Below are 12,184 nucleotides of genomic sequence, written 5' to 3' on the forward strand. Positions count from 1 at the left end.
GCTAGTGTCGATTCTGTTTAGTGTGAGCGGCGATCGCCGGGGCAGCCGGGGCTTGCGCGTCGTCGCTCTGGATGGTGGCAATGCCGGCCAGCTTGAGCTGGGCGGCGCGCGGTTTGGGCTTGCGGCTGGCGGCTGGCGACTTCAACAGCGCCTGCTCGGCCACGTCCAGCGCCAGTTTGGCGGCGGCTTGCTCACCGGCGCGGCGGCTTCCGCCACGGCCGTAAACCTGGATGTTCAATTTCGGCACCAGGCATTCGATCTCGAATTCCTGGCTGTGGGCGGCGCCGTGGGTAGCCACCACGTTGTACTGTGGCAGCGAAATTTTCTTGCTTTGCAAAAACTCCTGCAGCAGGGTCTTGGCATCCTTGCCCAGCGTTTGCGGATCGACCGAGTCGAGTATCGGGATGTAGAAAGCGCGGATCACCGTGCTGGCGGCGTCAAAACCCGTGTCGAGGAAGATGGCGCCCAGCAAAGCTTCCAAGGTGTCGGCGAGGATCGATGGACGGCGGAAACCGCCCGATTTGAGCTCGCCTTCGCCCAGGCGCAAAAATTGCGACAATTCCAGCTTTTGCGCAATCTCATACAGCGACTGCTGCTTGACCAGGTTGGCGCGCAGGCGTGACAGGTCGCCCTCGTCGATGGTCTTGAAACGTTCGTACAGGATGGACGCGACCACGCAGTTGAGGATGGAGTCGCCGAGGAATTCCAGCCGCTCGTTATGCAAACTGCTGTGGCTACGGTGCGTCAAGGCTTGCTGCAACAGGCCAGCATCCTGGAACGTATAGCCTAAACGGGTTTGCAATAGCTGAAGATTCATTGTTGTTTCTGTGTCATCTGAGTAATTCGGCTGGCCGCCGCGCGGGGAGTCGGCGCGGCAGCCATGGTTGGTCCATTACAGACCAGGCCGGCTTAGTGTATGCCGCCCACGCGTTTCGGATTGCTGAAGTTCATCCACACCAGGAAAGCCTTGCCGACGATATTCTCGTTCGGCACGAAACCCCAGTAGCGGCTGTCCGCGCTATTGTCGCGGTTATCGCCCATCATGAAATAGTTGCCTGCTGGCACCACGCAAGTGAAGCCGTCTTCGTTATAGTTGCACGCCTCCTTGTGCGGGAAATCCTTCACTTCGCGCAAGTTCAACGTGGGAGCGGGCTCGTCGTTGAGGATGCGGTGGCTCACGCCCGTCAGGTTTTCTTCCAGCTGCTTGTGGTAGACCGTGCTTTCGTCATCGAGGTAGTCGTCCAGCGGGGTGTACGCCACTTCCTTGCCGTTGACCGTCAAGCGCTTGTTTTCATAGGTGATTTTATCACCGGGCACCCCGATCACGCGCTTGATATAGTCTTGCGACATATCTTTCGGATACTTGAACACCATCACGTCGCCGCGCTGCGGATCATTGACTTCAATGATGCGCTTGTTGACGATCGGCAAACGAATACCATAGGTGAACTTGTTTACCAGGATCAAATCACCGACCAGCAAGGTCGGCACCATGGAGCTCGACGGGATCTTGAACGGCTCGTACAGGAACGAACGCAGGCAGAACACGAGGGCGATGACGGGAAAGAAGCTGCCCGAATACTCGACCCAGGTCGGCTGGCGCAACAGATCTGCCTCGATGGCGGCGCGGCGGCTGCTACTGCTACCATCGGACTTGATGCCTTCAGCCAACGACTTCGCTTGACGCTCATCGAACTCGGCCAGGGCACGGTCGGCCGCCTTGCGGCGCTGCTTGGACAGATAAAACACATCCAGGCACCAGACCAGGCCCGTCAACACCATCAGCACGAACAGGATTAAAGCGAAATTTCCTAAGATCACTTGCAGGTTCATTTATCGTCCACTTGTAAAATTGCCAGGAATGCTTCTTGCGGGATCTCCACGGAACCCACTTGCTTCATGCGCTTCTTGCCCGCCTTTTGTTTTTCCAGCAATTTCTTCTTGCGGCTGATGTCGCCGCCATAGCACTTCGCCAGCACGTTCTTGCGCAAGGCTTTGACGTTCTCGCGCGAAATGATGTTGGCGCCGATGGTCGCCTGGATGGCCACGTCGAACATCTGGCGCGGGATCAGTTCGCGCATCTTGGCAGCCACCTGGCGGCCGCGGTACTGGCTGTTCGAACGGTGGACGATGATGGCCAGCGCATCGACTTTTTCGCTGTTGATCAGCATGTCGACCTTGACCACGTCGGCCGCGCGGTATTCCTTGAACTCGTAATCCATCGAGGCATAGCCGCGCGACGTCGATTTCAGGCGGTCGAAGAAGTCCAGCACGATCTCGGCCATCGGCATTTCATACACGAGCTTGACCTGGCGGCCGTGGTAGCTCATGTCCAGCTGGATGCCGCGCTTGGCGATGCACAGCGTGATCACGGAGCCCACGTATTCTTGCGGCATGTACAGGKTGACGGTGACGATAGGCTCGCGCACTTCCTCGATCCGCGACGGATCGGGCATCTTCGACGGATTGTCGACGTTGATCAGGGTGCCGTCGCGCTGGATCACCTCGTACACCACGGTCGGCGCCGTCGTGATCAGGTCCATGTCGAATTCGCGCTCCAGGCGCTCCTGCACGATTTCCATGTGCAGCAGGCCCAGGAAGCCGCAGCGGAAGCCGAAGCCCAGCGCCTGCGACACTTCCGGCTCGTACATCAGGGCGGCGTCGTTCAGCTTCAGCTTTTCCAGCGAGTCGCGCAGCGCATCGTACTGGTTCGCTTCCACCGGGAACAGGCCGGCGAACACCTGAGGCTGCACTTCCTTGAAGCCGGGCAATGGCTCGGCGGCAGGACGGCTGGCCAGGGTGACGGTGTCGCCCACTTTCGCCGCCTTGAGTTCCTTGATGCCGGCGATGATGAAGCCCACCTGGCCGGCCGACAATTGCGGCAAGGATTGCGAACGGGGTGAGAATACGCCGATGTCTTCCACCAGCTGCACCGAGTCGGTGGCCATCAGGCGGATCTTGTCTTTCGGCTTCAGGGTGCCGTTGATCACGCGCACCAGCATCACCACGCCCACGTAGGAGTCGTACCAGGAATCGACGATCAGCGCCTGCAACGGCGCGTCCGGGTCGCCCTTCGGCGGCGGCACCTTGGCGATCAGCGATTCGAGCACGTCCTGCACGCCCAGGCCCGTCTTGGCCGAGCAATGCACGGCGTCGCCCGCGTCGATGCCGATCACGTCTTCGATCTCGGCAATGGCGGTCGGAGGATCGGCGTTCGGCAAGTCGATCTTGTTCAGCACGGGCACCACTTCCACGCCCAGGTCCAGCGCCGTGTAGCAGTTGGCCACGGTTTGCGCTTCCACGCCTTGCGATGCGTCGACCACCAGCAGCGCGCCTTCGCACGCCGACAGCGAGCGCGACACTTCATAGCTGAAGTCGACGTGGCCCGGCGTATCGATCAGGTTCAGGTTGTAGATCTGGCCATCGCGCGCCTTGTAGTGCAGGGCCGCCGTTTGCGCCTTGATGGTAATGCCGCGCTCGCGCTCCAGATCCATCGAATCGAGCACCTGCGCCTCCATCTCGCGGTCGGACAAGCCGCCGCACAATTGAATGATGCGGTCAGCCAGGGTCGATTTACCGTGGTCAATATGGGCGATGATGGAGAAATTGCGTATGTTGTTCATTAACTAATATAAGTGCGAAGTTGACGACACTGCTTTAACAGAATCATGGGGATCATGTCCGGGCCAAACCGGGCCAAAACCGGGCACCCCACTCATGATGAAAAAAGCGCTCCGAGCAGGACATCTGCATGCCCAGGCGAGCGCTTTTGAAGCGACAGAAGCTGCTGCCTCGGACAGTAGCTTTTTCGACCTCCCCATTTTACCGGATTTCAGAGTAGAAAGCCCGTCTTATGAGGCCGGCACCGGGGCAAGCCGACATTTTCGGCTGTTTTCAGCACCAGAATGGTGCAATGCAGTGTCAATATTGACAGTTAAGCTACATCAGGCTGCGCCGCACGGCCGCCTCGTCGAGGAAATAATGGCACAGCTCGGGCTGCGCCAGGTCGCCGAACAGCACCGGCACCAGCTCGTCGAAACGCGCCAGCAGCGTGGCATCGGGCGAGGCGTCGATGTCGATCACGTCCACCGTGAACGGTTTGCCGGGCGGCTGCAGCAGCAGCAAGGCATCGAGCATGTCCTGGCAAAGATGGCAATAACTGCGGGAATAGAGGGTGAAATGCATGGAAAGGAGAAAAATGCATCCCGGCCACAGCCGGGACGCAGGTGAATCAGAATCTTACTTCGCCGACGGGCGCAGCGAAACGAATTGCGCTACGTCGCCACGGCGCACCAGCACGGCCGATGTCTTTTTCGGATCAAGCTTGGCCACCAGGGCATTGAACTGCTTGGCATCTTTCACGGCAACATTATTCAGTTGCAAGATGACGTCGCCAGGCTGCAGGCCGGCCAGGGCCGCCACGCCATCGGCATCCTCGACCAGCACGCCGGCATCGATCTTCAATTCCTGTTTCTTCGCGGCCGGCACGTCGCTGACCTTCAGCCCCAGTGCATTGACGGCTTGCGCTTCCGGCTCCTTGACACCCTTCTTCGCCGTTTTCTCGCCTTCCAGCTCGACGACAGTGACGGGAATGTCCTGCTGTGCGCCCTTGCGCCAGACGGTGAGCGTGGACTTGCCGTTGACGGGAGCGCCGCCCACCAGACGCGGCAGGTCAGACGAACGCTCGATCGGCGCGCCGTTGAATTTCAGGATGATGTCGCCCGGCTTGATGCCCGCCTTGTCGGCCGGACCGCCCGGCTCCACCATCGACACTTGCGCGCCCTTGGCATTCGGCAAGCCCAGCGATGCCGCCACGTCCTTGCTCACTTCGCCGATCTGCACACCGATGCGGCCGCGCACGACCTTGCCCGTCTTTTTCAGCTGCTCGCCCACGCGCATGGCTTCATCGATGGGCACGGCAAACGAAATGCCGTTATAGGCGCCGGACAGGGTGGCGATCTGCGAATTGATGCCGATCACTTCGCCGCGCATATTGATCAGGGGACCGCCCGAGTTGCCGGGATTGACGGCCACGTCGCTCTGAATCAGCGGCAGGTAGTCGCCCGTGTCGCGCGACTTGGCGGAAATAATGCCGGCCGTCACCGTGTTTTCCAGGTTGAACGGCGAGCCGATGGCGATGACCCACTCGCCCACGCGGATCTTGTTCGAGTCGCCGATGGTCAGGCGCGGCAGGTTGCCGCCCTCGATTTTCAGCAGGGCCACGTCGGTGCGCGCATCGGCGCCGATCACCTTGGCCTTGAATTCGCGCTTGTCCGTCAGCGTCACGTAGACCTCGTCGGCGCCATCGACCACGTGGGCATTGCTCAGCACGTAGCCATCGGCCGAGATGATGAAGCCGGAGCCGACGCCGCGCTGCACTTCCTGTTCCTGCGGCGCGGCGCGGCGGCCGCCACGCGGCGCCTGCTGGCGCGGCGTCGGCATGGCGCCGCCGAAGAAGCGGCGCAGGAATTCCTGCATTTCCTGCTCGTCCTGACTGCCGGCGCCGGCGCCGCCCATTCTCAGGCGTTCGGTGGTGCGGATATTCACCACGGCCGGGCCCACGGCGTCGACCAGGTCCGAGAAATCAGGCAGTTTCACTGCCGGCACGGCGGCCTGCGCCTGTGGCGCCAGGCCCAGCATGGTGGGAGCCAGAAACACGCCAGCGGTACCGAACAATAAGGCGGAAAGCGTCTTTACTGAAAACGACTTGCTGGCAGCACACATGTTTTTTTTCATGGAAAGGATCTCTTCGAATATATAAACGGATCAACACGCGGATCAGGCGATTGCCTGCGTGCACGATTGGCCATCATGACGGCACCCCTGTGGCAAACCCATCCGGTAGCGCGCATGGCAGCAACAATATATCGCAAAAGCAAGATATTGCCTGCACACAGTGTCAATCGTAGCGAAGGCCAGTGTCAAGGGGGCGACAGGAACGTTAAGCCTGGCATAAGATGGCAAACGTCCTAGCGCTGCGCCAGCGGCCCCGCCTCCAGCGGCTCGGCTGCGCCCGGCGGCACGATGGGGGCGGACAGGGGCAGCAACGGTTCCGCATGCGCAGGCGCCGCCTCGGCGGCCAAGCGGCTGGCCAGGCGTGCATCGAACTGGGCGCTCAGTGCATGGCCGCACTGCTCCGAGCGCAGCACGTCACCGATATGGCGATAGGCATTCCAGGCTTGCCTCCCCTCATCCGTGTCGAGGGCGGCAAAAGCCAGTTCGAGTTCGCTCGCCGCCAGCTCGCCATCGGCCAGGGCGGAAATAGTCTCGTGCAATCGTGTGTGCGTATCCATGATGGGTCCTGCCATTTCAAGAGGATCGGTGCGAAAACCGGACGCAGCCATGCCAACCTCATACTCTTCAGATTACCAGCGCTTGTCAATCGGCATGTCCAGCAACGGTTTCAATTTTTCCGCAATCACTTCGCGCGCGCGAAAAATCCGGCTGCGCACGGTGCCGATGGGGCACGCCATGATCTCCGATATTTCTTCATAGCTCAGGCCCTCGATCTCGCGCAGCACGATGGCCGTGCGCAATTCGATGGGCAGCACATCCATGGCCGCATTGACGGTGGCCGCAATCTGTTTGCTGGCCAGCACCGATTCGGGTGTATTGTTGTCACGCAATTTATTGCCATCATCGAAGGACTCGGCCTGCTCGGCGTCGGCATCGCTGGACGTGGCGGCACGGCGACCTTGCGTGACGAGATAATTCTTGGCCGTATTGATGCCGATGCGGTACAGCCAGGTATAAAAGGCGGCGTCGCCGCGAAAATGGCGCAGCGCCCGGTATGCCTTGATAAAGGTTTCCTGCACCACATCTTCGGCCTCCGCCGGGTCATGCACCAGGCGCGACACGAGGCGCATCAAGCGGCGCTGGTATTTCGATACCAGCACATCGAATGCCCGTTTGTCGCCAGCCTGCACCCGCTCGACCAGTAACTGATCATACTCGCGCTCTGTCCTCACGCCCCATGTCCCTGTAGTCATGCAGCGTGGGCGTCTGTATGGATATAGAGTTGGCCCGCTGCAAGAAGTTCAGTGTTCGCCCCACTTTTATTCACCCCCGCTCCGCGCCGCAATGGCCCTACACGCCACGGCCAGCGGGCGGAAGGCGGCGCAGCCATCGCCGCGCTGCACCAGCAACTGCGTGCGCCGCCCGGCGGCATCGGCCAGGCACAGCACCAGCAGCGACGGCCACAGAGTCGAGCCCGGCAAAAGGCGCAGTCCTGACGGCTGCGACAGCCCCGGACCGGGCGGCTCCGCCACCCCGCCGGCATCCGCCCCTGGCGCTCCGCCATGCTCCAGATATACCGCCAGCCGCAACTGGCCGACCGGCGAAATATCAAGCGTCTGCGGCTTTCTGCGCCTGCGCAGCAAAGCGAGCAACAACACGCCGCCAGCCGTGCTCAGCAACGCACCGGACCAGCCCAGCGCATAGCCGCCCACCAGTTGGTCAGGCACCGCCGCAGCGCGCCATGCGCCGCTCAGGGGCCAGGCGGCCAGCAAGGCGCACAGTCCCAGCGCTGCTTGCAACAGACGCAAACAGACAGGCGTGCGAATGACAGCCGCTACCGCGATTGACATACTTCATGGGAAAAAAAAGGCGCGCCGGCGACATGCCGGGCAAATTCAGGCGCCAACGAACGTTGGCGCCGAATCAGCGCTCACTACGATTTGACCGTAGCGAGCGCTTGAAAGTTCCTGCTTATTTCGCTTTACCGAAAATCAGTGTGCCATTCGTGCCGCCGAAGCCGAACGAATTCTTCACCGCATAATCGATCTTCATATCCCGCGCCGTGTTGGCACAGAAATCGAGATCGCAAGCCGGATCCTGGTTGAAGATGTTGATGGTCGGTGGCGACACCTGATGATGCAATGCCAGGACCGTAAACACCGCTTCCAGACCGCCCGCGCCGCCCAGCAAATGGCCCGTCATCGACTTGGTCGAGTTGACAACCAAATTCTTGGCGTGCTCGCCGAAGGTGCGTTTGATGCCCATCACTTCCGCCACGTCGCCTTGCGGGGTCGACGTGCCGTGCGCGTTCAGGTACTGAATCTGATCCGCGTTCAAGCCGGCGTTGTTGAGGGCCGCGATCACCGATTTGCTGCCACCGCTGCCATCTTCCAGCGGTGAGGTCATGTGATAAGCATCTGCGCTCATCCCGAAACCATGCACTTCGGCATAGATCTTGGCACCACGGGCCACCGCGTGCTCGTAGTCTTCCAGCACCATGACGCCCGCGCCCTCGCCCAGCACGAAGCCGTCGCGGTCGGTATCCCACGGACGCGATGCCGTTGCCGGATCGTCGTTGCGGGTCGACAAGGCGCGTGCCGAGGCGAAACCGCCCAGGCCCAGCGGCGACACGGTCGATTCAGCGCCACCGGCGATCATGACGTCGGCATCGCCGTACTCGATCATGCGCGCTGCGGCACCGATGCTGTGCAAACCGGTGGTACACGCCGTGACGATCGCCAGGTTCGGGCCTTTCAGACCATATTTGATCGAAAGGTTGCCAGAGATCATGTTAATGATCGAGGCAGGCACGAAAAATGGCGAGATACGGCGCGGACCGCGCTTTTCGTACTCGGACTTGGTTTCCTCGATCAGCGGCAAGCCGCCGATACCGGAACCGATGATCACGCCGATGCGCTCGGCGTTTTCTTCGGTCACTTCCAGGCCGGAGTCCTGCATCGCCTGGATGCCGGCAGCCATGCCGTAATGGATAAAGGTATCCATGTGGCGGGCTTCCTTACCGGAGATGTAATCTTCGATATTGAAGCCTTTGACTTCACCGGCAAAATGCGTGGTGAATGGCTGTGCATCGAACTTGGTAATCGTGGCAATGCCGGATTTACCTTCGACGATTGCGCCCCACGCCTCGGCAATAGTATTGCCGACAGGTGAAACGCAGCCCAGGCCGGTGACAACAACACGACGGTTTTTAGAACGGCTCAAGCGATTCTCCTGAAGTCGGTCAGACAGGCTTAGGCCTTGACGTGTGCGGTGGCGTAGTCGATCGCCTGTTGCACGGTGGTGATTTTTTCAGCTTGTTCGTCAGGGATTTCCATTTCGAATTCGTCTTCCAGGGCCATGACCAGTTCCACGGTGTCCAGGGAATCGGCGCCGAGATCGTCGACGAAGGAGGATTCGATTTTGATGTCTGCTTCTGCAACGCCCAGTTGCTCAGCGACGATTTTCTTAACGCGTTGTTCGATATCCGACATGTTATGGCTCCAAAGTGTGTGTTACGGAAAGTGCGCGCATTTTATCAGGTTTGCGCGTCCGAATACTAATTTCGGTGTCTGCTGCTAATTCAACCGAAGCTGCTGCTAAAAGATGCGATTATAGACAAAAACGGCCGTTGAATCTTGCCACAAACGCCCGCCCCGTCTACCGTTCACATCAATTCATGTACATTCCGCCGTTCACGTGCAGGGTCGTGCCCGTGATATACGCCGCTTGCGGCGAGGCCAAAAAGGCCACCGCCGCCGCCACGTCTTCCGGCTTGCCCAGGCGGGACAGGGGAATTTGCGTCAACAGGGCCGCGTGCTGCTCTTCGCTCAGGGCCTTGGTCATGTCGGTATCGATGAAGCCAGGGGCGATGCAGTTCACGGTAATGTTGCGGCTGCCGATTTCACGCGCCAGGGCGCGGCTCATGCCTTCCACGCCGGCCTTGGCCGCCGCGTAATTCATTTGCCCCGGATTGCCCGACGAAGCCACCACCGACGTGATGTTGATGATACGCCCAGTTTTGGCTTTCATCATGCCACGCAGTACGGCGCGCGACAGGCGGCCGACGGCCGACAGGTTCGTCGAAATCACGCTGTCCCACTCCTCATCCTTCATGCGCATGGCCAGCTGATCTTGCGTGATGCCCGCGTTGTTGACGAGGATCGACAGGCTGCCGTAGGTTTTCTGTACTTCATCGACCACGGCCGCACAGCGCGCCGCATCGGTCACGTTCAGGACCAGGCCCTTGCCCGTCACGCCTTCGGCGGCCAGGTAATCGGTGATCGCTTGCGCACCGCTTTCCGAGGTGGCGGTGCCAACCACGATGGCGCCCTGTTTGCCCAGTTCGGTGGCGATGGCGCGGCCAATGCCGCGCGAGGCGCCCGTGACCAGCACGACTTGATTTGCTAAATTCATGAGTATCCTTAAAAGCAAGCGCGGCAGGCAGGCTGCCGCGATCTGATGTTTATTTGAGCTGCGTCAAAATGCGTTCCAGCGAGGTCTGGTCGACGATGGCGTCGCCCACCAGCACGGGATCGATGCGCTTTGCCAGGCCCATCAGGACCTTGCCCGGACCGCACTCGATCACTTGTGTGATGCCGTCGGCCGCTACCTTTTGCATCGTTTCCACCCAGCGCACGGGGCTGGCTGCCTGGCGCACCAGCGCATCCTTGATGCCGGCGACATCGTTGACGACGGCCACGTCGACGTTGTTGATCAGGGCGATCTGCGGCGCGGCGAACGTCAGGCCGGCCATGTACTCGCGCAAGCGGTCCGATGCGGGTTTGAGCAGCGACGAGTGGAATGGCGCGGAGACGGGCAGCTTCATGGCGCGCTTGGCGCCCTTGGCCTTGGCCAGTTCGCAGGCACGCTCAACGGCCGCCGTGTGACCGGCGATGACCACTTGCGCAGGCGCATTGAAATTGACGGGCTCGACCACCAGGGCCGGGTTTTCCGCCGCCGCTTCCACACAGGCGGCGCGCACGTCGTCATCCGACAGGCCCAGCACGACAGCCATCGTGCCCTGCCCTACCGGTACGGCTTCCTGCATGGCTTGCGCGCGGAAACGCACGAGCGGCACGGCATCCTTGAACGCAATGACGCCGGCGGCGACCAGCGCCGAATATTCACCGAGACTGTGACCGGCCACAACCGTCGGCACGGGGCCGCCGGCCGCCAGCCAGGCGCGGTAGAAGGCCACGGCCGCCGTCAGCATCACCGGCTGCGTATTGGTGGTCAGGTCCAGCTCTTCCTTCGGACCTTCGGCGATCAGCTTGCCCAGGTCGCATTGCAGGGCGTCCGACGCTTCGGCGACGGTCTGCGCCACCACGGGATTGCCGGCGAAACCGTCGAGCATCGCAATCGCTTGCGAGCCTTGGCCGGGAAAAACAAATGCAAATTGTGTCATGTTGACTCCGTTTTTTTAATAGTGTTGCGGGATTACATGCGCGCCAGCACGGCGCCCCAGGTAAAGCCGCCGCCCACGCCTTCCATCATGACGTTGTCGCCCTTCTTGACGCGGCCGTCGCGCACGGCGATGTCGAGCGCCAGCGGGATCGAAGCGGCCGAGGTGTTGCCATGCTGGTCGACGGTGACGACCATCTTGTCCAGCGGCAAGCCCAGTTTCTTGGCCGTGCTGTTCATGATGCGGATGTTCGCCTGATGCGGGATCAGCCAGTCGATCTGGTCCGACGTCATATTGGCGTGCTCGAGGGCTTCGTGCGCGACCTTTTCCAGCACGGACACGGCCAGCTTGAATACGGCCGGACCATCCATGTACAGGAAGGCGCTGCCGTCCAGCGCGCCACCGGCCAGGCTGCCCGGCACGCTGAGGATGTCCGAGTGGCGGCCGTCCGCATGCAGCTTGGTGGCCAGGATGCCGGGGTCTTTCGAGGCCGTCATGACGATGGCGCCGGCGCCGTCGCCGAACAGCACGCAAGTGCCGCGGTCGTCGAAATTGAGGATGCGCGAAAACACTTCGGCGCCGATCACCAGCACGTTTTTATGCATGCCCGACTGGATGAAGCTGTCGGCCGTGGCCACCGCATACACGAAGCCGCTGCACACGGCTTGCACGTCGACGGCGGCGCAGTTATTCGTGATGCCCAGCTTGTTTTGCACGATGCAGGCGGTGCTGGGGAAGCTGCCGAAGAAATCGGGGGTCGAGCTGGCGACGATGATCAGGTCCAGGTCGTTGCCGTTCAGGCCCGCCATGTCCAGGGCCTTTTTGGCCGCTTCCACGCCCAGATCAGAGGAATTTTGCGTTGGCGCCGCGTAGTGACGCGCCGAGATGCCGCTGCGCGAGACGATCCATTCATCCGACGTCTCGATGCCCTTGGCGGCGAGCTGTTCGGTCAAATCCTGGTTGGTGACGCGCTTCTCCGGCAGGTAGCTGCCGGTACCGATAATTTTGCTGTAAGTTTTGCTAAAAACAGTCATGCAAATACCCGTC

General features: G+C 61.0%; 13 protein-coding genes. All 13 read right to left on the reverse strand.

Features of this window, described 5'->3' with window-relative positions; genetic code table 11:
- Position 1: 1 nt before the first annotated feature.
- Entirely contained in the window at positions 2–817 is an 816-nt protein-coding gene (rnc, locus tag CBW66_RS09875; protein WP_086140332.1) for a ribonuclease III, read from the reverse strand.
- Positions 818–909: 92 nt separating this feature from the next.
- Positions 910–1,833, reverse strand: coding sequence for a signal peptidase I (gene lepB / locus CBW66_RS09880; protein ID WP_086140333.1), 924 nt, complete (start codon positions 1,831–1,833; stop codon positions 910–912).
- Positions 1,830–3,623 carry a translation elongation factor 4 gene (lepA, locus tag CBW66_RS09885; RefSeq protein WP_086153627.1) on the reverse strand — a complete coding sequence of 598 codons (1,794 nt, stop codon included), beginning with the start codon at positions 3,621–3,623 and terminating at the stop codon, positions 1,830–1,832. Before lepA ends, lepB begins: the two co-directional genes overlap by 4 nt.
- 316 nt (positions 3,624–3,939) lie before the next feature.
- Positions 3,940–4,185 (reverse strand): glutaredoxin family protein, encoded by a 246-nt coding sequence (locus CBW66_RS09890; RefSeq protein ID WP_086140335.1) that lies wholly within the window; start codon positions 4,183–4,185, stop codon positions 3,940–3,942.
- A gap of 54 nt (positions 4,186–4,239) precedes the next feature.
- The gene (locus CBW66_RS09895; protein ID WP_086140336.1) at positions 4,240–5,736 is read right to left on the reverse strand and encodes a DegQ family serine endoprotease; all 1,497 of its coding nucleotides are present in this window, start codon (positions 5,734–5,736) and stop codon (positions 4,240–4,242) included.
- A gap of 233 nt (positions 5,737–5,969) precedes the next feature.
- Positions 5,970–6,293 carry a sigma-E factor negative regulatory protein gene (locus tag CBW66_RS09900; protein WP_086140337.1) on the reverse strand — a complete coding sequence of 108 codons (324 nt, stop codon included), beginning with the start codon at positions 6,291–6,293 and terminating at the stop codon, positions 5,970–5,972.
- Positions 6,294–6,365: 72 nt separating this feature from the next.
- Positions 6,366–6,989, reverse strand: coding sequence for an RNA polymerase sigma factor RpoE (rpoE, locus tag CBW66_RS09905; RefSeq protein ID WP_170933051.1), 624 nt, complete (start codon positions 6,987–6,989; stop codon positions 6,366–6,368).
- A 66-nt stretch (positions 6,990–7,055) separates the two neighbouring features.
- The gene (locus CBW66_RS09910; protein WP_139841759.1) at positions 7,056–7,586 is read right to left on the reverse strand and encodes a hypothetical protein; all 531 of its coding nucleotides are present in this window, start codon (positions 7,584–7,586) and stop codon (positions 7,056–7,058) included.
- A 121-nt stretch (positions 7,587–7,707) separates the two neighbouring features.
- Positions 7,708–8,958: a beta-ketoacyl-ACP synthase II gene (fabF, locus tag CBW66_RS09915; RefSeq protein ID WP_086140339.1), complete on the reverse strand. Its 1,251-nt coding sequence runs from the start codon at positions 8,956–8,958 to the stop codon at positions 7,708–7,710.
- A 29-nt stretch (positions 8,959–8,987) separates the two neighbouring features.
- A complete protein-coding gene (gene acpP, locus CBW66_RS09920) occupies positions 8,988–9,227 on the reverse strand; it encodes an acyl carrier protein (RefSeq protein ID WP_008449912.1) in 240 nt (79 codons plus the stop codon).
- Positions 9,228–9,405: 178 nt separating this feature from the next.
- Complete coding sequence (gene fabG, locus CBW66_RS09925; RefSeq protein WP_086140340.1) at positions 9,406–10,149, reverse strand: 3-oxoacyl-ACP reductase FabG; 744 nt, start codon at positions 10,147–10,149, stop codon at positions 9,406–9,408.
- Between the two features lie 49 nt (positions 10,150–10,198).
- Complete coding sequence (gene fabD, locus CBW66_RS09930; RefSeq protein WP_086140341.1) at positions 10,199–11,140, reverse strand: ACP S-malonyltransferase; 942 nt, start codon at positions 11,138–11,140, stop codon at positions 10,199–10,201.
- A 32-nt stretch (positions 11,141–11,172) separates the two neighbouring features.
- Positions 11,173–12,171, reverse strand: a complete 999-nt coding sequence (locus CBW66_RS09935; protein ID WP_086140342.1) for a beta-ketoacyl-ACP synthase III — start codon at positions 12,169–12,171, stop codon at positions 11,173–11,175.
- Positions 12,172–12,184 lie beyond the last annotated feature (13 nt).

Source organism: Janthinobacterium sp. GW456P (assembly GCF_002127655.1).
Lineage (GTDB): Bacteria > Pseudomonadota > Gammaproteobacteria > Burkholderiales > Burkholderiaceae_D > Janthinobacterium.

Bases quoted from the DNA above. Each gene is read 5' to 3' on its own strand.
- rnc (WP_086140332.1), bottom strand. From the start codon at position 817: ATGAATCTTCAGCTATTGCAAACCCGTTTAGGCTATACGTTCCAGGAT.
- lepB (WP_086140333.1), bottom strand. From the start codon at position 1,833: ATGAACCTGCAAGTGATCTTAGGAAATTTCGCTTTAATCCTGTTCGTG.
- CBW66_RS09890 (WP_086140335.1), bottom strand. From the start codon at position 4,185: ATGCATTTCACCCTCTATTCCCGCAGTTATTGCCATCTTTGCCAGGAC.
- CBW66_RS09895 (WP_086140336.1), bottom strand. From the start codon at position 5,736: ATGAAAAAAAACATGTGTGCTGCCAGCAAGTCGTTTTCAGTAAAGACG.
- CBW66_RS09900 (WP_086140337.1), bottom strand. From the start codon at position 6,293: ATGGATACGCACACACGATTGCACGAGACTATTTCCGCCCTGGCCGAT.
- rpoE (WP_170933051.1), bottom strand. From the start codon at position 6,989: ATGACTACAGGGACATGGGGCGTGAGGACAGAGCGCGAGTATGATCAG.
- CBW66_RS09910 (WP_139841759.1), bottom strand. From the start codon at position 7,586: ATGTCAATCGCGGTAGCGGCTGTCATTCGCACGCCTGTCTGTTTGCGT.
- acpP (WP_008449912.1), bottom strand. From the start codon at position 9,227: ATGTCGGATATCGAACAACGCGTTAAGAAAATCGTCGCTGAGCAACTG.
- fabG (WP_086140340.1), bottom strand. From the start codon at position 10,149: ATGAATTTAGCAAATCAAGTCGTGCTGGTCACGGGCGCCTCGCGCGGC.
- fabD (WP_086140341.1), bottom strand. From the start codon at position 11,140: ATGACACAATTTGCATTTGTTTTTCCCGGCCAAGGCTCGCAAGCGATT.
- CBW66_RS09935 (WP_086140342.1), bottom strand. From the start codon at position 12,171: ATGACTGTTTTTAGCAAAACTTACAGCAAAATTATCGGTACCGGCAGC.